This is a genomic window from Variovorax paradoxus, assembly GCF_030815855.1.
GTDB lineage: Bacteria > Pseudomonadota > Gammaproteobacteria > Burkholderiales > Burkholderiaceae_C > Variovorax > Variovorax paradoxus_M.
Genome location: NZ_JAUSXG010000001.1, coordinates 5,606,274 through 5,627,583, shown reverse-complemented (window position 1 = coordinate 5,627,583; position 21,310 = coordinate 5,606,274). Strand labels below are relative to the sequence as shown.

22 protein-coding genes are annotated in these 21,310 nt (G+C 68.3%); 7 read left to right on the top strand and 15 right to left on the bottom strand.

Annotated features, from left to right (window positions below; translation table 11 throughout):
* Nucleotides 1–52 precede the first annotated feature (52 nt).
* From QFZ42_RS26675 to QFZ42_RS26650, 6 genes are all read right to left on the bottom strand, one after another.
* Nucleotides 53–433: a DUF3597 domain-containing protein gene (locus QFZ42_RS26675; protein WP_307703864.1), complete on the bottom strand. Its 381-nt coding sequence runs from the start codon at nucleotides 431–433 to the stop codon at nucleotides 53–55.
* A gap of 91 nt (nucleotides 434–524) precedes the next feature.
* Complete coding sequence (locus QFZ42_RS26670; protein WP_307703863.1) at nucleotides 525–1,634, bottom strand: serine endopeptidase; 1,110 nt, start codon at nucleotides 1,632–1,634, stop codon at nucleotides 525–527.
* 51 nt (nucleotides 1,635–1,685) lie between these two features.
* A complete protein-coding gene (locus QFZ42_RS26665) occupies nucleotides 1,686–2,477 on the bottom strand; it encodes a DUF2145 domain-containing protein (protein WP_307703862.1) in 792 nt (263 codons plus the stop codon).
* On the bottom strand, nucleotides 2,474–2,941 hold the full coding sequence (locus QFZ42_RS26660) for a hypothetical protein (RefSeq protein ID WP_307704311.1): 468 nt from the start codon (nucleotides 2,939–2,941) through the stop codon (nucleotides 2,474–2,476). Before QFZ42_RS26660 ends, QFZ42_RS26665 begins: the two co-directional genes overlap by 4 nt.
* Nucleotides 2,942–3,173: 232 nt before the next feature.
* Complete coding sequence (locus QFZ42_RS26655) at nucleotides 3,174–5,132, bottom strand: MFS transporter (protein ID WP_307703861.1); 1,959 nt, start codon at nucleotides 5,130–5,132, stop codon at nucleotides 3,174–3,176.
* 152 nt (nucleotides 5,133–5,284) lie between these two features.
* Complete coding sequence (locus QFZ42_RS26650) at nucleotides 5,285–6,139, bottom strand: hypothetical protein (protein WP_307703860.1); 855 nt, start codon at nucleotides 6,137–6,139, stop codon at nucleotides 5,285–5,287.
* 141 nt (nucleotides 6,140–6,280) lie between these two features.
* On the opposite strand from QFZ42_RS26650, the gene QFZ42_RS26645 reads away from it, so the two are divergent.
* On the top strand, nucleotides 6,281–7,015 hold the full coding sequence (locus QFZ42_RS26645; RefSeq protein WP_145739284.1) for a helix-turn-helix domain-containing protein: 735 nt from the start codon (nucleotides 6,281–6,283) through the stop codon (nucleotides 7,013–7,015).
* A 12-nt stretch (nucleotides 7,016–7,027) separates the two neighbouring features.
* On the opposite strand, the gene pyrF is transcribed toward QFZ42_RS26645, so the two are convergent.
* The 6 genes from pyrF to QFZ42_RS26615 form a co-directional block, all read right to left on the bottom strand.
* Nucleotides 7,028–7,852 carry an orotidine-5'-phosphate decarboxylase gene (gene pyrF / locus QFZ42_RS26640; protein WP_307703859.1) on the bottom strand — a complete coding sequence of 275 codons (825 nt, stop codon included), beginning with the start codon at nucleotides 7,850–7,852 and terminating at the stop codon, nucleotides 7,028–7,030.
* Nucleotides 7,853–7,886: 34 nt separating this feature from the next.
* Nucleotides 7,887–8,687 (bottom strand): uracil-DNA glycosylase family protein, encoded by an 801-nt coding sequence (locus QFZ42_RS26635; protein WP_307703858.1) that lies wholly within the window; start codon nucleotides 8,685–8,687, stop codon nucleotides 7,887–7,889.
* Between the two features lie 61 nt (nucleotides 8,688–8,748).
* Entirely contained in the window at nucleotides 8,749–9,291 is a 543-nt protein-coding gene (rimI, locus tag QFZ42_RS26630; RefSeq protein WP_307703857.1) for a ribosomal protein S18-alanine N-acetyltransferase, read from the bottom strand.
* The gene (gene tsaB, locus QFZ42_RS26625; protein ID WP_307703856.1) at nucleotides 9,288–10,004 is read right to left on the bottom strand and encodes a tRNA (adenosine(37)-N6)-threonylcarbamoyltransferase complex dimerization subunit type 1 TsaB; all 717 of its coding nucleotides are present in this window, start codon (nucleotides 10,002–10,004) and stop codon (nucleotides 9,288–9,290) included. The genes rimI and tsaB overlap by 4 nt, the downstream gene beginning before the upstream one ends.
* A complete protein-coding gene (locus QFZ42_RS26620; RefSeq protein WP_307703855.1) occupies nucleotides 9,997–11,016 on the bottom strand; it encodes a DMT family transporter in 1,020 nt (339 codons plus the stop codon). Before QFZ42_RS26620 ends, tsaB begins: the two co-directional genes overlap by 8 nt.
* Nucleotides 11,017–11,091: 75 nt before the next feature.
* Nucleotides 11,092–11,856, bottom strand: coding sequence for a DeoR/GlpR family DNA-binding transcription regulator (locus QFZ42_RS26615; protein WP_307703854.1), 765 nt, complete (start codon nucleotides 11,854–11,856; stop codon nucleotides 11,092–11,094).
* Between the two features lie 80 nt (nucleotides 11,857–11,936).
* Between QFZ42_RS26615 and QFZ42_RS26610 the strand changes: the two genes are divergently transcribed.
* The 3 genes from QFZ42_RS26610 to QFZ42_RS26600 all read left to right on the top strand — a co-directional run bounded on the left by QFZ42_RS26610 (nucleotide 11,937) and on the right by QFZ42_RS26600 (nucleotide 15,703).
* Nucleotides 11,937–12,524 (top strand): GDP-mannose pyrophosphatase, encoded by a 588-nt coding sequence (locus tag QFZ42_RS26610; protein WP_307703853.1) that lies wholly within the window; start codon nucleotides 11,937–11,939, stop codon nucleotides 12,522–12,524.
* A 7-nt stretch (nucleotides 12,525–12,531) separates the two neighbouring features.
* The gene (gene dacB / locus QFZ42_RS26605) at nucleotides 12,532–13,962 is read left to right on the top strand and encodes a D-alanyl-D-alanine carboxypeptidase/D-alanyl-D-alanine endopeptidase (protein ID WP_307703852.1); all 1,431 of its coding nucleotides are present in this window, start codon (nucleotides 12,532–12,534) and stop codon (nucleotides 13,960–13,962) included.
* A gap of 172 nt (nucleotides 13,963–14,134) precedes the next feature.
* Nucleotides 14,135–15,703 (top strand): alpha/beta hydrolase family protein, encoded by a 1,569-nt coding sequence (locus QFZ42_RS26600; protein ID WP_373423414.1) that lies wholly within the window; start codon nucleotides 14,135–14,137, stop codon nucleotides 15,701–15,703.
* Nucleotides 15,704–15,724: 21 nt separating this feature from the next.
* On the opposite strand, the gene QFZ42_RS26595 is transcribed toward QFZ42_RS26600, so the two are convergent.
* From QFZ42_RS26595 to purE, 3 genes are read right to left on the bottom strand one after another with little or no spacing between them, the layout of a single operon-like run.
* Nucleotides 15,725–16,726 (bottom strand): L-threonylcarbamoyladenylate synthase, encoded by a 1,002-nt coding sequence (locus QFZ42_RS26595; protein WP_307703850.1) that lies wholly within the window; start codon nucleotides 16,724–16,726, stop codon nucleotides 15,725–15,727.
* Entirely contained in the window at nucleotides 16,723–17,916 is a 1,194-nt protein-coding gene (locus QFZ42_RS26590) for a 5-(carboxyamino)imidazole ribonucleotide synthase (protein WP_307703849.1), read from the bottom strand. The genes QFZ42_RS26595 and QFZ42_RS26590 overlap by 4 nt, the downstream gene beginning before the upstream one ends.
* The gene (gene purE / locus QFZ42_RS26585; RefSeq protein ID WP_307703848.1) at nucleotides 17,913–18,476 is read right to left on the bottom strand and encodes a 5-(carboxyamino)imidazole ribonucleotide mutase; all 564 of its coding nucleotides are present in this window, start codon (nucleotides 18,474–18,476) and stop codon (nucleotides 17,913–17,915) included. Before purE ends, QFZ42_RS26590 begins: the two co-directional genes overlap by 4 nt.
* A gap of 36 nt (nucleotides 18,477–18,512) precedes the next feature.
* On the opposite strand from purE, the gene QFZ42_RS26580 reads away from it, so the two are divergent.
* The 3 genes from QFZ42_RS26580 (at nucleotide 18,513) to QFZ42_RS26570 (ending at nucleotide 21,264) form a co-directional block, all read left to right on the top strand.
* Nucleotides 18,513–19,433, top strand: a complete 921-nt coding sequence (locus QFZ42_RS26580; RefSeq protein WP_307703847.1) for a tetratricopeptide repeat protein — start codon at nucleotides 18,513–18,515, stop codon at nucleotides 19,431–19,433.
* 125 nt (nucleotides 19,434–19,558) lie between these two features.
* Nucleotides 19,559–19,867 carry a helix-turn-helix domain-containing protein gene (locus QFZ42_RS26575; RefSeq protein WP_157616350.1) on the top strand — a complete coding sequence of 103 codons (309 nt, stop codon included), beginning with the start codon at nucleotides 19,559–19,561 and terminating at the stop codon, nucleotides 19,865–19,867.
* Between the two features lie 41 nt (nucleotides 19,868–19,908).
* Nucleotides 19,909–21,264, top strand: coding sequence for a type II toxin-antitoxin system HipA family toxin (locus QFZ42_RS26570; protein ID WP_307704310.1), 1,356 nt, complete (start codon nucleotides 19,909–19,911; stop codon nucleotides 21,262–21,264).
* Nucleotides 21,265–21,310 lie beyond the last annotated feature (46 nt).

Genomic DNA, 21,310 nt, shown 5'->3' with positions numbered 1-21,310 from the left:
AGCCCAAGAAAAAGCCCGGCGTGCCGGGCTTTTTGCTTTGAGGGCGAACCGATCAGTCGCGCAGTTCAGCAGGAACCTTGCCGCCGTTGGCAGCCAGCTTGGTCATCACCTGGCGGTGCAGCCAGATGTTCATCTTGGCGCTGTCGCTGGTGTCGGCGCCGTAGCTGAGCTCCCCGGCGAGCTGCTTGCGCGCGTCGAGGCTGCTGTCCAGGCCGAGCAGCTTCATCAGGTCGACGATGGACGTGCGCCAGTTCAGGCTGCTCGCGCCGGGCATGCCGTCGAGCAGGGCCTCGACGTCCACCACGGTGATGGCGGGCGGCGGCGCCGCGGCGGCGGGTGCGCCCGCGGGCACCGGTGCCGCGGGAGCAGCAGGGGCGGTGGCGGCGTTCGCGGACGGGAAAATCTTGGAAAGAATGCTGCCGAAAATGCTCATGCGTGTGCTCCGTCAAATGTTGATAACTGAAAACCTGCGGCAACAGTTGTGTCGCCGCCGGACGTTGTAGCACGGCCCTGCGGCGCTCCCGCTACACGGCAGGCCGAAGCGGCGCGCCAGGTGTGAACGAATCCGCAGAGTCCGCGGCCGATGCGAGCGGCACCCGCGGCGCTGCGGAGGTACCGCAGGCATGGCAGAACTTCGAGAACGCGCTCTTGCGGGTTTCGCATTGGCCGCAGTGGTCGAACAGGCCGATGCCGCAATGCGGGCAGAAGTCGATCTCGTTGTTCTTCAGGTCCACCGGCCGCTCGCAGCCGGGGCACACGTTCTTGCCGAGCCGCGTGAGCGCGGTGTCGTAGCTGAGCTCCTCGCGCCGCACTTGGTCGGGTTGCTGCTCGGCCAGCTTCTGGCGCGCAAGGTAGCGATTCAGCGCGACGATGGCGTAGCGCCCCACGAGCACCGTGACCACGATGCCCACCACGTAGCGCACATAGCCGCCATAGCTCGGCATGTAGGGCACCAGCTCGACGAAGAAAGCGAACAGCGCAAAGAAGATGAAGCCCCAGACAAAAGGCCAGTAAGTGCCCTTGCGCTTCTTCACGAACAACCAGCCCGCCACCACCAGCAGGGGCAGCGTGAGCGCGAGCCTGTAGCCGAACACGCGCAGCTCGACACGGCGGTACTCGGTGTCCAGCTTCTCCTGGGCGGCGCGTTCCAGCACCGCCAGCGATTCGCGGGCGCGCTGCTCGCCCTGCCGCGCATCGAGCACGATCTGGCGCTGCGCATCGACCTTGCGCTGGACTTCGTCTTCCTTCTGCTTGAGCGCATCGAGCGCCTTGCTGCGCGAGATCAGCTCCGTGTCCTGGTCGGGTTGCGCGGTGGCGCGCCGCGTGGCAATCCAGTTGCCGAAGGTCTCGCGCGCATTGGCACTGGCCTGCTGCGCGGCGTTGAGCTGCAGGCGAATCTGCTCGAGCTCGCGCGTCGCGGCCAGTTCGGCCTCTTCCGACGCCTTGATCGTGCTGCGCAGCGGCTCGGCCGCGGGACGGTCGATGAAGTCGTCGAGCTGAAGCGCCCGCTCGACCTGCGGCAGGTCGTCCACCATGGCGCCGCCGAGCCCGACCAGAAAACTCGCGAACACCAGGGCCACCAGCCACAGGCCGCGGCGGAACCACTTTTCGGACAGACGCAATGACTTGCTCATTTCTTTTTCCTCTTTTTTTCTCTTTGCGAAGCGCGAACGCCCCGGTTGCACCTACAGCTTGAATGCCACCGGCGGCGCCCCCAGCCCCGCGCGCGGCAGCCATGAAAACACCGAATCGACCGTGACCGTTTCGATGCGGTCCGAAAAGCGCTTGTCGTTCGGGTGGTCGTCGAAAGCCACGTTGGCCGAACCCACGCGGCCGCCGAGGCGGGTGAGCGGACCGAGCCGCAATGTCGTCGGCTCGTAGCCCTTGAACTGCATCCAGGCCTGCGCCTGTCCGCGGTTCCCGATGGTGCCGGGTTCCATGGCCGCGGCCAGCGTCTCGACGGCCCACTGGTTCGACTGCTGGTACTTCTGGCCCCAGACGTAGCTCACGATGCTGTACGGCGCGACGTTCAGCCGCACGATGCGCGAAGGCGATTCGCGGAGAGCGGCCAGCAGCTGCGCCTGCACCTGAGGGGTCGGCACGGCCCAGGCCGCCTCGTAGCGCCACAGGTCGTCCAGGAAGAACTCGCCGAGTCCCTGCCGGTACACCGCGGCTTCCGCCGTGCCGCACTGGTTGAGCTTGTGCACCACGCGCCAGGGCCCCTCGTCGGTCTTGTAGGCGATGCCGAGGTGCGAATAGCGCAGCCCGTACTTGCTCAGGTCTTGCCCCGCCCGCGCCAGCAGCACGACGCGGGCGCCGCTCGCATCCAGCTGCTGCGACGTGCGCTCGGCCAGTTGCATGCCCTTGACGATCAGCGCGGCGGTCGGTTTGGCCTGCTCGCACGAGCGGCCTGCCTGTGCCTGCAGCGGCAATGCCAGCGCCACCACCAGCAGTGCCGGGACGAAGGCGCGCTTCATGACAGCCTCTCGTTGTGCAACAGCGCGCGGCCGACGGCGTTGGGCACGAAAGCCAGCACCTCGCCCGCGGCCGACAGCACGATGCCGGTGCCGATCACGCTGACCAGCACGCCTGTGCCGACCGACGCGGAGACGCCGTTGGCGGTGCGTCCCATCACCTTGACACTGGCGCGGGCGCCGTCCGAGGCGCGCTCCAGCAGGTAGACCGTGCCATCCACAGAGGCTTCGACCGCCACCACGGTGAGCACCGAGCCGCCCACCGAAAGCGCGGCGGGCATCGCGACCGCCGCCGTGGCCGAAGCTCCCACGACCGATGCAGCGCCGACCACCGAGGCCACCGGCAGCAGCGAGAGTGCGGCCGAAGCCTCGGACGCGTGGCCCTGGGCCTGCGCAGGAAAGGGGAGCGCGGCACCTGCGAATGCGGTGCAGGCAGCGACCAGAAGAGCAGCTACAGATTTTTTCATCATCGCGAACGATGAGGGGGCCTGGAACTGCCCGGCCCGCGTGGTGCGCTGAATCGAAACGGTGGTGGATGAGAAGGTCTGCATGAATGCCTCGCGATGTAGTGAAGGTGAGCGAATGATGGTTCGCTCCCGCACCAAGAGGCTCGAATGCCTCAACCAGTTCTGGTTTGAGGCGCTCCGGGTAGCACGAGAAGATACTTTTCTGACGTCTCGCGCGCCGGAGAGCCGCCTCTCAGGCGGCCAGCAATCCGCTCACGCGCTGCTGCAGCGCCTCGGGCTGCACCTCGACCGGCGGCACCGCATGGCCGACGTTGAGCCCCACGCGGCTGAAGAAACCGCGGCGGAAGGGCTTGGCCATGGCCACGTTCTGGCCGCCGCGCAATTCGATGCGGCTGAAGTACGAGCCCCAGAGGTTGGTCAGCGCCATCGGGATCACCGGCGGCTCGATGCCTTCGGCGCGCGCGCTTTCGATGATCTTCATCACGCCGCCCTTGAACGGCTGCAGGGTGCCGTCGCGCGTGATGGCCCCCTCGGGGAAGATCGCCAGCAGGTCGCCCTCGCGCAGCACGGCCAGCGCCTTGGCAAAGGCCGCCTCGTAGGCCGCCGGGTCTTCCTTCTGCGGCGCGATCGGAATCGCCTTGGCCAGCTTGAACAGCCAGCCGAGCACCGGTACCTTGAAGATCCGGTGGTCCATGATGAAGCGGATCGGGCGCGGGCTCGCGGCCATCAGCAATATCGCGTCGATGAAGCTCACGTGGTTGCACACCAGAACCGCCGCGCCTTCGGTGGGAATGTGCTCGTCGCCCTTGATCTCGAAACGGTAGACGAAGTGCGACAGCATCCATGCGATGAAGCGCAGCAGGTACTCGGGCACCAGCATGAAGATGTAGAACGCCACCACCGCATTGGCAATGCCCGTGAACAGGAAGATCTGCGGGATCGTGAAGCCGGCGCCGAGCAGTGCCCCCGCGAGCACTGAGCTGCCGATCATGAACAGCGCATTGAGAATGTTGTTGGCCGCGATGATGCGCGCGCGGTGCGTGGGCTGGCTGCGCAGCTGGATCAGCGCGTACATCGGTACGCTGTACAGGCCCGCGAACAGCGACAGCAGCCCGAGGTCGGCCATCACGCGCCAGTGCGCGGCCTGGCGCACGAAGGCGCCGAGGCCCATGACCGCAACCGGCGGCAGCGCGCGCGAGGCGAAGTACAGGTCGATGGCAAACACGCTCATGCCGATGGCGCCCAGCGGCACCAGGCCGATTTCCACCTGCCGGCGGCTCAGCGTCTCGCACAGCAGCGAACCGATGCCGATGCCCACCGAAAACACCACCAGCAGCAGCGACGCCACCTGCTCGTCGCCATGCAGCACTTCCTTCGCGAAGCTCGGAAACTGGCTCAGAAACACCGCACCGAAGAACCACATCCACGAAATGCCCAACAGCGAGCGGAACACCACGATGTTGCCGTGGGCGAGCTTGAGGTTGCGCCAGGTTTCGCTGAACGGGTTCCAGTTGATCACCAGCCCCGGGTCGGTGGCGGGCGCTTGCGGAATGGCCTGCGCCACGCCGCGCCCGACCAGTGCCAGCAGCACGCAGGCCACCGCCACCGTCGCGTGGCCGACCTGCGGCAACGCGACCAGCAGCCCACCCGCCACCTGCCCCAGCAGGATGGCGACGAAGGTGCCCATCTCGACCATGCCGTTGCCGCCCGTGAGCTCGCGCGCGTCGAGCACCTGCGGCAGGTAGGCGAACTTGACGGGGCCGAACAGCGTGGAGTGCAGCCCCATGAGGAACACGCAGCCCAGCAGCACCACCGCATCGGCGCGCACGAAGCCCCAGGCCGCGAGCAGCATGATCGCGATCTCGAGGTTCTTCACGAAGCGGATGATCTTCGTCTTGTCGAATTTGTCCGTGAGCTGCCCCGCAGTGGCGGAAAACAGCAGAAACGGCAGGATGAACAGCGCGCCGATGGCCAGGCCCGCCATGGCCGGCGGCATCCAGCTCAACTGCAGCTGGTAGGTCACCATGACCGTGAAGGCGAACTTGAAGAGGTTGTCGTTCGCCGCGCCCGCGAACTGCGTCCAGAAGAAGGGCGCGAAGCGCCGCTGCTTGAGAAGGGCGAACTGGTTGGCGTGCGCCTTCGCTTCGTGAGGCGCGATGGCGGCAGTCGCAGCAGCGGCGGGGGTTGTCATTCGGAACATCTCCTCTTGTTATCTACACACTGTCCCACGCTTCTTCGTGGAACACCGCGGAACCGGCTTTGCCGGACCGCTGGTGTTGCCCCCCGGTGGAGTTGGCGCAGCGACACGAAGTGCGCGAAGACCGGGGGCGAGCCTAGGTCATCTCAAGCCGCGGCGGCTGCGTCGGGATTGTGCCGCAGCAACGTCGCCCGCCAGCCCCTGTCGAGCTTCCTGAGCGCCGCCAGGACTGGCAGGCCGGCCAGCGATGCGGTCAGGTGCTTGAGGCTGTGGCCGGAAATCAGGTGACCGGAAGCCTCGTAGATCGGGCGGTCCGCCAGTTCGAAGGCCTTGGCCAGTGCATAGAAGAAGATCACCCAGCCGAGCTTGAGCCCGACGGCGCCGCGCATCGGCGTGGCCAGCGCGAGCGTGAGCACCAGCGCCATGCCGCCGAACTGCACGATCGCCCAGGGCAGGACGTTGCCGCTTTCCTGCACCACCTCGGCCGAAAGCAGTCCCGCGGCCAGCACGAACCAGGCGGCCGGCCAGCCGGCGCGCTGGCTCACGCGCTCGCAGACCGCGATGCCGATCAGCCCCGCAAAAGCCACGGCCATGCCGGCGCGGTCGGCGGCGAGCCGGGGGGCGTCGGGCATCAGGTGATAGAAGGCCGAACCGGCGGCGGTGGCGATCAGCCCGGCGAAGAAAAGCCAGGCGCAGTCGAGCGTGTTGTCCGGTGGATCGTTCGCCGGAGGTGCGAGGGGAAACTGGGCCAGCGCCTGTTGATGGGCCCGGTCGATCCGGTTGAGCCGGTACAGGCCCCAGAAGCCGATCAGCATGAACGGCAGGTTGCTGAGCACGTCCATCGCATTGGGCAGGCCGTGCCAGTGGCGGTCGTCGGCGAACACCGAAGCAATCGCCACGTCGGCCGCGGGCAGCGCGGGTCCGAAGAGGGCCACCAACGCGAGCAGCGCAAAAGTGAAGAACAGTCCGCGTTCGCGGCGGCTGAGGGTGGGCAGGAGCATGGCGGTCCTCGTTGGATGGGTGGTACGAGCCGCGGAATTTAGTTGCCAGCGCCTCTACAGGCATCGAGAATCGATACGAGGTATTAATTCACACCTTTCGGTATCCTTTTTCGATACCCCTCTCCGCATAAGCCACCTTTCATGAGCACCACCGTCGACCTTGTCCAAGCCCTCAAGAACGAACTCAAGAGCGCCCGCATGACCTACGCCGACCTGGCGCGCTCGCTCGACATGGCCGAATCCAGCGTCAAGCGCATGCTGGCCAAGAGCGACATGCCGCTGTCGCGGGTCGACGCGATCTGCCGTGCACTCAAGATCGACTTCGCCGAACTGGCCCGCCGCGTGGCCGACGCCCAGCCGCTGCTGAAGGAGCTCACGCAGGAACAGGAAAAGGCGGTGGTCAAGGACAAGAAGCTGCTGCTGGTGGCCATCAGCGTGCTGAGCCAGTGGACGCTGGAGCAGATCGTGGCTTCGTACCGCATCAGCGAAGCCGAGTGCATCGGCTGCCTGGCGCAGCTGGACCGCATCGGCATCATCGAACTGCGGCCGCTGAACCGCTACCGGCTGAAGCTGGCCAAGACCTTCCGCTGGCGGCCGCACGGCCCGGTGATGGAGTTCTTTCGCGAGAACGTGGTGCTCGACTACTACCGCGGCGGCTTCGACGGTCCGGCCGAGGGGCTGCTGCTGGTGCACGGCTCGATCAGCCGCTCGCTGGCCCCGGCATTCCTGGAGCGCCTGCAGCGCGTCGCGCAGGACTTCGCGCAGCAGCACCAGACGGACCAGAAGCTCTCGGCGAAGGACCGCGAGGGCTACACGCTGCTGCTGGGCATGCGGAACTGGGAGTTCGAAGCGTTCACCAGGCTCCGCCGCGCCTGACGGTCAGGGCTCTCAGGGCTTCGCTGCCTCGAGCGCGTCGCGTGTGATGCGCGCGGCGTTCTTCGCCGCGGCGGCAAAGTCGTCGCCCGATGAGGCGTAGATGATTGCGCGGGACGAGTTCACGATGATCGGCGCATCGGGGCGCCAGCCGGCGCGCACCGTGGCCACCGCATCGCCACCCTGTGCGCCGACGCCCGGAATCAGCAGCGGCACCGTCGGCGCGAGTTCGCGCACGCGCTCGATCTCCGCCGGGTAGGTGGCGCCCACCACGAGGCCGAGCTGGCCGTTGAGGTTCCATGGGCCCTGCGCGAGCTTGGCCACATGCTCGTAGAGGAAGGGCTGGCCGTCGATGTCCGCCAGCCGCTGGCCCTGCAGGTCGGAGCCGCCCGGGTTGCTGGTACGGCACAGCAAAAAGGCGCCCTTGCCTTCGTGCTTGAGGTACGGCGCCACCGAATCGAAGCCCATGAAGGGCGACAGCGTCACCGCATCGGCGCCATAGCGCTCGAAGGCCTCGATCGCGTACTGCTCGGCCGTGGAGCCGATGTCGCCGCGCTTGGCGTCCAGGATCACCGGCACATGGGGCGCGTTGCGGCGCATGTGCTCCATCAATTGTTCGAGCTGGGCTTCGGCGCGGTGGGCCGCGAAGTAGGCGATCTGCGGCTTGAAGGCGATGACCAGGTCGGCCGTCGCATCGACGATGCGCGCGCAGAAGTCATAGATGCGGCCCGCGTCGCCCTTGAGCTGCCCCGGGAACTTGGCTGGCTCCGGATCGAGCCCCACGCAGAGCAGCGAACCGTTTTTTTGCTGTGCGGTGGCCAGCTTGTCGAGGAAAGTCATGGGGCCCGATTTTACGGAACCCGCCCGCCGCCCATTAATTCGACGGCGTTTGCTGTTCAGCGGCCAGGCACAGGTCGGCCCAGGCGCGCGCCTTGTCGGCGGGGTTTCGCAGCAGGTACGCCGGGTGATAGGTCGCCACCACTGGCACGCCGCCGACCGAGGGCAGCGGCACGGCCCGGCCGCGCAGCTTGCCGAGCGGGTCGGCACTTTGCATCAGGCTTTGCGCGGCCAAGGGACCCATGGCGAGCACCAGGGTCGGCGCCAGCGCGGCGGCATGTTCCTCGAAAGCCTCGGCCATGGGACGCGGGCTGCCGGGCTGGCCGGCGGCCACGCCGCGGTGCGTGCGCATCAGGTGCACCGGCGTCTTGCCGTCGTGCAGCTTGAGCGCGCGCAGCATGTTGTCGAGCAGCTTGCCGGCGTCGCCCGCAAAGGGCTCGCCATGGCCGTCGGCTTCGGGTGGCATGTCGGCGACGACCAGCCAGCCGCCTTGCCCCGGCCCGGCTCCGGCCTCGGCGTAGAGGCGGCGGGGCGCTTCGACCAGCACGGCGGCGCCGTGGGCGAGCGGTGCGGCCGCGGGGCGTGCCATAGGAGGCTGCGCCGCAGTGGGCCGCGCGGCCGGCGCATGGGCGGGCGGCGCAACAGGCACCACGGGCGCCTCGGCAACGTACGGTTCGCGCTCGTCCACGGGCAGCGGCTCCGCAACAACCGCTTTTGCCTCTGCGGCAACGGGCGCCGCCTCGACCGCTTCGGGCATCGGCCACCAGACCTTCACACCCATCTCGTCGAGCATCGCGCGCCGGCGTGCGTCGAGCTTCAATGTCTGTACCGCGCTCATAAGAAAACCTCCGCGCGACGCGCTGCGTTGCGAGCTTGGTTGGGGCGACCCGGCGCGGCGCTCATCGCAAGGCTCCCCAGGCCGAGCCTGTTTCGTTCAATCTCAGGCTCATGACCACGGCGTCTTCGCGCTTGCCATCGTGCGCCGGGTAGTAGCCCTTGCGCACGCCCACGCTGCGGAAACCCTGGCGCACATAAATGTCGAGCGCGCGCTGGTTGCTTTGGCGCACCTCCAGCCAGAGCCACAGCGCGCCTTCGCCGCGCGACCAGCCGGTCAGCGCTTCAAGCATGAGCGGCGCCCAGCCCTGGCGCTGGAAAGCCGGTGCCACGGTGATATTGAGCAGGTGCACTTCGTCGACGCCCTTCATGGCGACGTAATAGCCGATCAGCGTTTCGCCAAGGCTGGTGACCGGCGTCGCCAGGTGCGGCAGCGAGGCCGGCGCGAGCAGGCATTGGCACTGGTAGCCGACGGCCATCGAGTCGATGAAGTTCGCCCGTGTCCAGGGATGGCTGTAGGCCGTCTGTTCCACCGCGCAGACAGCCTCGAGCCGCTCGATGGTGAGCGGTTCGAGTCGGGCTTCGACGGGCTGAAGAACGGCACTCATCGGTGGGACACCGGTGAAATCGCAACCGCGGCCGCCTTGATGGCGGCACGCTCTTCCGTGGTTTGCGCCACTTTATCGCGAACATACAGCGGCCAGGCATGTGCCGCATCGACAGTGCGTCCGGCGGCCAGCAGCGCAGGCGCCAGCCGGAGCATCGCGGTGGCGGTCGGCAGCGCCTCATGGCGCGCCGCGGCGGGCGCGAGGCGCGGGCCGTAGGCGGCAAAGGCGTTGCCTGCAAGCGACCAGCCGGCGGGCACTTCGAGTGCTTCGGGCGCGAGCAGCAGCGGCTCGTCGTCCGTGCCGCCCAGCGCGCCGCCGCCATCGAAGTCGTAGCGCGCGGCATAGAGCTGGTCCATGCGCGCATCGAGCACAGCGACCACTTGGCGGGCGCCGAAGGCATGGCGCGCTTCCTCGGCCACGGCCAGCAGCGTGTCGACGGGCAGCAGCCGCACGCCGGCGCCGAAAGCCAGGCCCTGCGCCACGGAACAGGCGGTGCGCAGGCCGGTGAAGGAACCCGGACCGCGGCCGAAGGCGATGGCGTCGAGCGCGGCCAGTTCGAGCCCGGCCTCGGCCAGCAACTGCAGGATGAGCGGGATCAGCGTGCTCGAGGCCTGGGCGCCGCCCGCTCCGTTGTGCGTGAACAGGCGCTCGCCGTGGCGCACCGCGAGCGACAGGTGCTCGGTGCTGGTGTCGAAAGCCAGGAGCTTATGCATCGCGGCGTCCCATGGCTGCGGCGACCGGAACCGCGGGCCTTGCGGCCGGGCGGCCCGCGGCGGCCTTCTGCACGCCGAACAGGATGCCGGCGGTGACCAGCAGCAGGCCGGCAATCAGGTTCCAGTAGAGCGGTTCGTCGAGCCAGATCACCGCGCCAAAGGCCGAGAGACCGGGCACCAATGCCGTGATCATGGTGCTGCGCACCGGCCCGAAGTACTGAATCATCTTCGTGAAGGTAATGCCCGAGATCACCACCGAGCCGACGCCCTGGAACAGCATCTGAAACGCTACCTCGCCCCAGGGCGCGGTACCGATGTGGCTCACGACCGCATCGCCCGCCACCAGCAGGCTGTAGACGGGCACATAGGTGAGCAGTGCAAAGACGGTGATGGCGATGGTGGCGCGCACCGCATCGAGCCCGTGGCGGCGCGCCACGACGCTGTAGCAGGCCCAGCAGAAGGCCGCGCCCATGAAGAGCAGATCGCCCTTCCAGACCTCGCCGCCCTCGAAGGCGTGCAGCAGGCTGCGCCCACCGACCACGAGATCGCCGGCAACGATCAGCGCAAGGCCGAACGCGCGGCCCGGCGTGATGCGATCGCGCAGCACCAGCGCGGCCAGCAGCGTGGTCCACAGCGGCAGGCTGCCCGGCATCAGCACCGCGGCATGGCCGGCGGGTGCGAAAAAGAAGCCGCTGTAGGCCAGCATGGCGTACGCCAGGCCGCCGAAGACGCCGGCGGTGGCGGTCACCTGCAGCGACAGCGGCGAAAGACCGAACAACGACGAGACGGTGCCGCCCTGTGGCTCGCGACGGCTCTTCATGACCAGCCAGGCGCCCCATGGAACCAGCACCAGGCTGGCGCCGCAAATGCGCGCCAGGGCCAGGTCGAAGGGCGTGAGCGAGCGTCCGGCCGAGGCTCGGGCGATCACGATGAAGGCGGTCCAGACCAGCACGGTGACCACGGCCGCACCGATGCCGAGCGTGCGGGGCGAGAAACGGATCGTGGCAGGCATCCCCCGATTATCGAGGGGCCGCCGCCGCTCCGCCGGCCAAGGGCGAATCGGGCAAATCTGGTGTGACGGCGCCCGTCAGCCGGCGTCGCTGCGCAAGATGGCCAACCCCGCCTTGCGCAGGGCCGCGAGCGCCGGGGCGGGCGCTTCCGGCGACACCAGGAGGCTCGTGGCGGCCGAAACAGGGTTGATTACCCAGGCTGAAGCGGCGCCGATTTTTTCCGACGAGGCCAGCACCACTGTCTCCGCGGCAGCCGCCATCAGCGCGCGCTTGATCGCGGCTTCCTCCACATCGCCGGTGGTCAGCCCCGCTTCGGCGTGCACGCCGGTCACGCCCAGAAAGCAGACGTCGGCATGGATGCGCGAGATGGCGTCCATGGCCGCGGCGCCCACCGCGACCATCGAATGCCTGAAAAGGCGCCCGCCGATCAGCACCATTTCCACATCGGCGTGGCCGACCAGCTCGACCGCCACCGACGGGCTGTGCGTCACCACCGTGGCGCGCAGGTTCTTCGGCAGGTGCCGCGCCATCTGGACGGCCGTGGTGCCGCCGTCGATGAACACCACTTGGCTTGGCCGCACCAGCCGTGCCGCGGCGCGGCCGATGGCGACTTTCTCCTCGGTCGCGAGCTGCAGGCGGCCCGCGAAATCAGCTTCGGCCCTGGCGAGCGGCAGCGCGCCGCCGTGCACGCGCTGCAGCAGCCCCTCGGCGGCCAGCTCCCGCAGGTCGCGGCGAATGGTGTCTTCCGACAGCGCCAGCGCCTCGCTGAGCGACTTGGCGACGACATTGCCGTCGCGCTGCAGGACCGAGAGGATGTGTTGCTTGCGCTGGCGGGTGAGCATCGCCCGATCGTATCCGGCCAAGCTGCGAGTTGCACGAATTTTCTTGTTTCTGCACGAATTTACGCATAAGCTTTGGCACCATGACCCTTCAAGACCGCGTCCGGGTGCACGAAGCCACCCTGCTTTCCGACAACTGGTACACGCTGAAGACCACCGCCTTCGACTGGCGCCGCAACGACGGCCAATGGCAGCGCATGCACCGTGAAACCTACGACCGCGGCAACGGCGCCACGCTGCTTCCGTACAACCTGGCTCAGCGCACGGTGCTGCTGACGCGGCAGTTCCGCTATCCGGCCTTCGTCAACGGCCACGACGACCTGCTGATCGAGGCGGCGGCCGGCCTGCTCGACAACGCGGCGCCCGAGGAGCGCATTCGCGCCGAAGTGGAAGAAGAGCTGGGCTACCGGCTCGGCGCGGTGCAGAAGATCTTCGAAGCCTTCATGAGCCCGGGCTCGGTGACCGAGAAGCTGCACTTCTTCATCGCCGAGTACGAGCCTTCGATGCGCGTGGGCGACGGCGGTGGTCTGGCCGACGAGGGCGAGGACATCGAGGTGCTCGAACTCGGCATCGACGAGGCGCTGGGGATGGTGGCCGACGGGCGCATCGCCGACGCCAAGACGGTGATGCTGCTGTATCACGCGCAGCTGCATGTTTTCCGGCCGGGATAATCGGCCGATGGTTCTTGCTCGTCTCTCCTTCCTTCGGCCCGTTTGCGCGCTGTCCCTTGCCACGCTGCTTGTCTCGGGTGCTTATGCGCAGCAAGCCTTTCCGGCCGACGTAGAGACGGCCCTCGCGCGCGCCAAGGTGCCGCGCGACTCGGTCACGATGCTGGTGGCCGACGCCGAGGGCCTGCGCCCCCCGCGCCTGGCTTGGCGCACGCAGGTGCCGGTGAACCCGGCGTCGATCATGAAGGTGGTCACCACCTATGCCGCGCTCGAACTGCTCGGTGCGGCCTACAGCTGGAACACGCCGGTCTACGTCGAAGGCACGGTGAGCAACGGCGTGCTCAACGGCAACCTCTACATCAAGGGCCAGGGCGACCCCAAGCTGGTGCTGGAAAGGGCCTGGCTGCTGCTGCGCCGCGTGCAGGGCCTGGGCATTACCACCGTGAGCGGCGACATCGTGCTCGACCGCAGCGCCTTCGAGAACACGGCCGAGAACGACCCGGCCGCCTTCGACGGCGAGCCGCTGCGGCCCTACAACGCCTCGCCCGATGCCTTGCTCGTCAACTTCAAGTCGGTCGGCATGACCTTCACGCCCGAGCGCGGCGGGCAGCTGGCGCGCATCAACTACGAGCCCCCGCTCGCCAGCGTGTCCATGCAATCCACCATTGCGCTGGCGCCCGGCGAATGCGGCGACTGGCGCACGGCGATCAGGCCCGACTTCAGCGACCCGAACCGCATCCGGTTCAATGGCGCGCTTCCGGCCGCGTGTGGCGAGAAGAGCTGGGCCGTGGCTTATGCCGACCCGCGAACCTATGGCCTGCGCGCCATCGGCGGCATGTGGGCCGAAATGGGCGGCCGCGTCGGCGGGCAGATGCGCGACGGCCGGGTGCCGGCGGGCCTCAAGCCGGCCTTCGAGTTCGGCTCGCCGCCGCTTTCGGAGGTGGTACGCGACATCAACAAGTACAGCAACAACGTGATGGCGCAGCAGGTGTTCCTCACACTGGGCCTCACGCAGAAGAACCGCGGCACCTTCGAGGCTTCGCGCAATGTGCTGGGCCAGTGGTGGCGCGACCGCATCGGCACGGGCGAAGCGCCGCCGGTGTTCGACAACGGCTCGGGCCTGTCGCGCGACGAACGCATCAGCGCCGCGGCGCTCGGCAAGATGCTGCAGGTGGCCTGGCGCTCGCCGGTCATGCCGGAACTGGTGTCCTCGCTGCCGGCCTCGGGCGTGGACGGCACGCTCAAGCGCCGCGCGCTGCGCTCGGGCGGCGCGGCGCACCTGAAGACCGGCTCGTTGCGCGACTCATCCGGCGTCGCCGGCTACGTGCACGGTGCGAGCGGCCGGCGCTACGTGCTGGTGGCCATTGCCAACGGCGAAAACGCGGGCGCGACGCGGGCCGCGTTCGACGCACTGGTCGACTGGGCTTCCCAGGACAACTAAGGCCTCTCCTCCTCTCGCTGCTCACCGGCGCGTTGTACTGAAAACTTCTGTAGGTGAAGGCCGCTTGCGCGCGGCTGGGGTGCTGCACAGAATCGGACGCCCGTTCGATTCGACATCCGTGCCACACAGGAGAGACGTCTTGAAGAAACCGCAACAACCTTTCCGCTCCTCGATGCATAAAAGGGCAGCGGCGTCAGCGGCACTCGCCGGCGCCGCGCTGCTGTTGGCGGCCTGCGGGGGAGGAGGCGGTGGGGGCGGAAGCGGCATCGGGGTGGGCTTTCCGCCGCCCACGGCGGACACGGGCCGGGGCTCGGTCGTGACGAACCCGCCCGAGCAGGCGTCGAAGCTGACGGTCGACCAGTTCAAGTCACTGCTCGAGGCCGATGGTTCGGGCCGGGCGCTGCTCCAGGTTGCAGGCACGCCCAAGTGCGGCATCGAGACGCGCTATCTCGAATACCGCACCATCGGCGCGAAGAACGAAGCCACCAACGCCACGGCCGCGGTCATGGTGCCGTCGGGCGCGGACGTGGCCTGCAACGGGGCGCGGCCCGTGGTTCTTTATGCCCACGGCACTACCGCCGCGCGCAACTACAACATCGCCAGGTGGACCGAGGCCGGTCAGCCCGCGGCCGGCGAAGGCCTCACCGTCGCCGCCATGTTCGCGGCGCAGGGCTACATCGTGGTGGCGCCCAACTACGCGGGCTACGACAAGTCGACGCTGCCCTATCACCCGTACCTCAACGGCGACCAGCAAGGCAAGGACATGGTCGATGCGCTCACCGCGGCGCGCAAGACGTTCGCTGGCATCAGCGCGACCGACGCAGGCTCGTTGCTGATCACCGGCTATTCGCAGGGCGGCTACGTGGCAATGGCGGCGCACCGCGAGATGCAGGCCACGGGCAAGGCGGTGACGGCCTCGGCACCGCTCTCGGCGCCTTCGGCCATCGGCCTGCTGGCGGACTACACCTTCCAGGGGTGGCCGGCGCTCGGCAGCACGCTCTTCGTACCGCTGCTCTCGGCCAGCTGGCAGCAGCAGTTCGGCGACGTGTACGGCAGCACCGGCGACATCTACGAATCGCAGTACGCCGCCGGCATCGACACCCTGCTGCCGAGCCTGACGCCCATCACCACGCTGTTCGCCAATGGCAAGCTGCCACAGCTCGCGCTGTTCCCCGCCGGTGCCACGCCGGGGCCGGTGAGCCCGGACCTGTCGATCTTCTATGGCGCGAACAACCTCATTCGCCAAAGCTACCTGACGCAGGCGGCGAGCGACATCCGGGCGAATCCCTGCTCAGGCAATGCGCTGCCCGCCACGGCCGCCTCGCTGAGCACGACCTCGCCGCTCGATTGCAGGCCGGCCGTCGGCTTTCGCAAGGCCGCACGCGCCAACGATCTGCGCAACTGGCTGCCGACCCGCCCCGTGCTCATGTGCGGCGGCGCCAACGACCCCACCGTGAACTTCCTGAGCACCCGCGCCACGGCCGGCTACTTCCGCGCCCGCGGCATGCCCGCCGCCGCGCTGACGGTGGTCGACCTGGAAGACACCGCCGCCACCGACGCCTATTCCGCCGCGCGCGCCGGCTTTGCGCAGGCCAAGAGCACTCTGGCGCAGAACAGCCCCGGCAGCGACGCCGACAAGGCGCGGGCGGTCACCCTGGCCTACCACGGTACGCTGGCGCCCCCGTTCTGCCTGGCTTCCGCCCGCGGTTTCTTCCAGGGCGTATTGGCCGCCGGCGGCTAACCGGCCGCCAACCCCTGGGGGTTAGCCCATTGCTGCGCGCTGGAGGCGGTCGCGCACGCCTTCCCACTCGGGCGTGTCCGGCGGCGTCTCGACCCAGATCAGCTTGACGCCCTGCGCATCGAACTCGCGCAGCACCGCGAACAACTGGTGCGCGCTCGCGAGCGCGTCGTCAGGCATGCGCCGCTGCAGCACGCGATGCGAGGGGCTGCGCACCTCGGCGCGCGACCACACTGCGATGTTCGCGGCCCCCGCGCCGAGCACGTCGAGGCCGGTCTGGATGCCCTTGGCGTCCATCAACCGCAGCTTGGCATTCGGCGCGTAGTGCGCCTCCAGCGTGCCTGGAGCGCGCGGGTCGGGCGTTTCGAGCACCTCGCGGCCGCTCAGGCGCTCGCCCAGCGCGGCCTCGATCTGCGCACGCGTGATCACGCCCGGGCGCAGCAGCACGGGCGCGCCACGGCTGCAATCGATGATGGTCGATTCGATGCCCACCTCGCAGGCGCCGCCGTCGATCACCGGCAGCGAATCGCCGAATTCGTCGAACACATGCTGGGCGGTGGTCGGGCTGACGCGGCCGAACCGGTTGGCACTGGGCCCCGCGAGGCCCGGTACGCCCTGCTCGGCGCAGGCTTCGAGCAGCGCCTGCGCCACCGGATGCGAAGGGCAGCGCAAACCGATGGTGTCCTGCCCGCCCGCCGCCGCGGCCGCCACGCCGGGCTGGCGCGTGACGATCAGCGTCAGCGGGCCGGGCCAGAAGGCCTGCACCAGCTTTTGCGCGAACGGCGGAAGCGGTTGCGCAAAACGCGACAGCGCCTCGGTTCCCTTGATGCCTGCCGCCACGTGAACGATCAGCGGATGGTCCGAAGGCCTCCCCTTGGCCTTGAAGATCCCGCCCACCGCCATGTCGCTGGTCGCATCGGCGCCCAGCCCGTAGACGGTTTCGGTCGGAAAAGCGACCAGCCCACCCGCGCGCAGCAGGCGCACGGCCTCGGCAATGGCCTGGGGAGATTGGCCGTCGAGAATCATGCGAAATCGGCCGCCGAAAGCGCCGGCAGGCCGAGCAGCGTGGCGGCCTGGGAGGCCGCGGCGCGCACGCTTTCGAGCGTGGCGCCGGTGAAAGTCAGGTGGCCCATCTTGCGGCCGCGGCGCGGGTCGACCTTGCCGTACAGGTGCAGGTGCGCGCCGGCTAACGCGAGCACATCGCTCCAGCGCGGCGTCACTGGCTTGTCGCCCCCCTCGGCGGTGAACCACAGGTCGCCCAGCAGGTTCAGCATGATCGCCGGACTGTGCTGGCGCGGCGGAGCGAGCGGCAGGCCGGCGAGGGTGCGCACCTGCAGTTCGAACTGCGACACGTCGCAGGCTTCCATCGTGTAGTGGCCGCTGTTGTGCGGCCGCGGCGCCATTTCGTTCACCACCAGCGAGCCGTCGGTCAACACGAAGAACTCGACGCACAGCACGCCCACGTAGTTCAGGCCGGTGGCAATGCTCTTTGCCGAGTTGATGGCGGCCTGCGCCACGGTCTTGGGCATGTTCTGGCCGTGCACCTCGGTCAGGGCGAGGATGCCGCCCCGGTGCAGGTTGCGCTGCGGCGGAAAGTGCACCAGCTGCCCGTCGCGGCCGCGCGCCACGATCACGGAGCATTCGAATTCGAGCGGCAGCAACTTTTCGAGCACGCACGGCACGCAGCCCGAGGCTTGCCAGGCATCGATCAGTTCGGCCCGCGTGGACACGCGCTGCTGGCCCTTGCCGTCGTAGCCGAGGCGGGCGGTCTTGAGAATGCCGGGCAGAAGCCCGTCATCACCGGCGGCGAGCTGCGCGGCGGTCTCGATGACGGCGTAGGGCGCGCAAGGCACGCCGCAGCGCGTGAAATGGGCCTTTTCGGCGATCCGGTCCTGCGCGATGGCGATGGCCGCCGCATCCGGCGCCACGGGCCGGGCGACCGACAGCTTGTCGAGCGACGGCGCGGGCACGTTCTCGAACTCCGTCGTCACCGCATCGGCGAGGCCCGCGAGACGCGCCAGGCCGTCGACATCGGCGTAGTCGGTATGGATGTGGTGATGGCTCACGCGGCCGGCCGGGCTGTCGGCGTCGGGGTCGAGCACGGCCGTGAAATAGCCCATGCGCTGGGCGGCGTGCGCGAACATGCGGCCCAGTTGGCCGCCGCCGAGCACGCCCAGCGTGGCGCCCGGAAGAATGGGAAGGTCGTTCTTGCTCACAGGGCACCCCCGCCTTGCGGCGAAAAAGGCGATACGACACCGGCACTAGCGCCGGCATCCGCCACTGGCGGCGGCGGCAATGTCATGGCTTCGGCCGCGGCGGTTTGGGCCGTGCGGAAGGCGTCGAGCCGGGCGCGCAGCGCCGGATCGTTCACCGCCAGCATCGCCACCGCGAACAGCGCCGCGTTGGCCGCTCCCGCATTGCCGATGGCAAAGGTCGCCACCGGAACGCCCTTGGGCATCTGCACGATGCTGTAGAGCGAATCGACCCCTTGCAGGTGGCGGCTGGCGACCGGCACGCCCAGCACCGGCACGGTGGTCTTGGAGGCCAGCATGCCCGGCAAGTGGGCCGCGCCGCCCGCCCCCGCGATGATCGCGGTGAGCCCGCGCCCGGCGGCGCTTTCGGCGTACGCGAACAGCGCATCGGGCATCCGGTGGGCCGAGACCACCTTCGCTTCGTGCAAGATTTCGAATTGCTGGAGAATCTCGACCGCGTGGCGCATCGTCTCCCAATCGGAGCTCGAGCCCATCACTACACCGACCTGAATGGTTTCGTTCATGGTTTCAATTTTACGTTTCACCCCCAGCTGGTTCCGATGATCGACATCACTCTCGAAAATTTTCAGGCCGAACTGGTCGAAGGCTCGGTCGCCACGCCGGTGCTGCTGGACATCTGGGCCGAATGGTGCGGACCGTGCAAGCAGCTCGGCCCGGTGCTCGAAAAGCTCGAAACCGAGTACGCCGGCCGCTTCACGCTGGCCAAGCTCGACGCCGACAAGGTGCCGCAGATTTCGTCGCAGTTGTCCGAAATGTTCGGCGTACGCAGCATTCCTTTCTGCGTAATGTTCAAGGACGGCCAGCCGGTCGACGGCTTCGTCGGTGCCATTCCGGCCGACAAGATCCGCGAATTCCTCGACAAGCACGTGCCTGGCGCCGAAGAAGTCGAGGCGGCCTCCGAGGAAGCCGCGGCCCAGGAAGCGCTGGCCGAAGGCGACACCGAAGGCGCGCTCGAGCGGCTGCAGCATGCGGTGGCCACCGATCCGGCCAACGACGACGCGCGCTTCGACTACATCAAGCTGCTGCTGCAACAAGGCCGCATCGACGACGCCAAGGTGGCGTTCGCACCGGTGATCGCCAAGACCACGCTGGTGCGCCGCTTCGATTCGCTGCAGCGCTGGATGGATGCCATCGATTTTGCAGCCCCGGCCTCGGGTGCCGCGCCCACGCTGGCCGAGTTCGATGCCAGGATTGCCGCCGGCAAGCGCGACTTCGACGCCCGCTTCGGCCGCGCCCGCCTGCTGATGGCCGAGCAGCGCTGGACCGATGCCATGGACGAGCTGCTCGACATATTGATGCGCGACAAGAGCTGGAACGAAGAACTCGCGCGCAAGACCTACATCGCGATCCTCGACCTGATCGAGCCGCCCAAGGTGAAAGTGGCCGACGGGCAGATTCCGCCGGACGATCCGGTGGTGGCCACCTACCGTCGCCGACTCAGCAGCGTTGTGTTGAGTTAAGTGAGTGGTTGCGCTCTTGGATGCGCAATTCGACCAAAAAGCGATCTAAGGGTCGCTTTTTTGTTGTTCAGCCCACCCTCAAAAAGATATCATTACTACTCAATCTCCGGTAAAAGCGTACGTTAATGATCCAACTTACTGAAGAACTCGAAAAAGCCCGCAAGGCGGCCGGCCTGAGCCAGGAAGCGTTGGCCACCCAAGCCGGCCTTTCGCGAATGACGGTGCAGCGCATCGAAAGCGGCCAGATCGACCCGCGGCTTTCGACCCTGCTCGAAATGGCGCGCGTGCTGGGGCTCGAACTCATGACGGTGCCCGCCGCGCTGCGCCCGCAACTCGAAGACTTCGTGCGGTCGGGCGGCCGGCTGCTCGGCCAGCCGGCGGGCGCCGGCGCGCCACCCTCCATCGCGCAGAGCCTGGCTGACGAGGGCCGGTGAGCATCCGCGCCGCGTTCAACACCGGCATTCGCTATTTGCGGATGTACCTGCACGCTCCCGGCGGCGGGCGGCGCGCCATCGGCTACCTCTCGCAGTACGGCGACATTCTTCGCGTGTCGTTCGACGAGGCCTACATCGCCGACCCGGCCCGACCCACGCTTTCGCTCGCTTACCGCGGTGCCGACGAGGCCGCGACCCGGGCCATCCTGGCTTCGGCCCGCGATGCCCGCGTGTCGCGCAGCGACGGCCACTGGCCGAGCTACTTCCAGAACCTGCTGCCCGAAGGCCACAACCGGGAGCGCCTGGCCTTGCAGCGCGGCTGCAGCGCGGACGACGAGTTCGAGCTGCTGGCCGCCGCCGGTCACGACCTGATGGGCGCGCTCGAGGTCGAGCCCGTACCCACGGCCGAAGGCATTCCCGATACGGTCAGGCACTGGCACACCGCGCTCGGGCTCGACGTGCTCGAGCCGGGGTTTGTCGAGCTGCCCGTGGAAGACGCAGCCGCCATTCCGGGCGTGGTGACCAAGTTCTCGGCCGTGCAAGACGGCCGGCGCTATGTGGTGCGGCGCCATGGCCTGCATAGCCCCGAAGCTCGGCTGCGCCTCGCGGGCCCCCAAGGGGGCGCACCCGCCTTGGGGCGGCCCGGCGGCGAGCTGGGCTCCTTCATTCTCAAGCTCCCGACCACTCGCCACCCCGACCTGGTCGCCAACGAATACACCGGCTACCGCTTGTGCGGGGCACTGGGCCTCGATTGCGCCGAAGCCAGCGTGATAGAGCGCACCGACGCCGACCTGCCCGAGCAAGTGCCGTTCGGACAGGTCCTGGCCGTGCGCCGCTTCGACCGCACGGCCGACGGCGGACGAATCCACATGGAAGAATTCGCCCAGGTACTCCAGTACGAACCGCGCCAGAAGTACGGCCGCGGCCTCAACGTCGACTGGCCCGCCATGCTGCGCGTGCTGGACCGGCTCTCGCCCAACCCCGTGGCCGACGTGCGCGAATGCGTGCGGCGCATCGTCGCCTTCATCCTGCTTGGCAACAGCGACGCCCATTTGAAGAACTGGGCGCTGCGCTATCTCGACGGCGTGGCGCCGGTGCTGGCACCGCTTTACGACCCGGTGTGCGTGGCGGCCTTTTTCGAAGGCGTGCCGGCCGCCGACTACGCGGTCAATCGCGCCATCGATGCCCGCCTTCGCGCGTTCGACTGGGCCGCGCTCGATGCGCTGCTGCGCGCGGCGGGTCTGCTGCGCCCCTCCCGGCTCATGGCCATCGCCCGCGACACCGTGCGCCAGGCAAAGGCCGAATGGCCCGTGCTGCTCGACGACGAGGCCACGCCAGCCAGCGTGCGGACCTGCGTTCGCGCACGTCTGGCAGGCGGCACGGCATTGGCGAGCTAGGCCGGCGTCGAATACGATGGCGGCGATTCAACTTGTTGCAATTGAG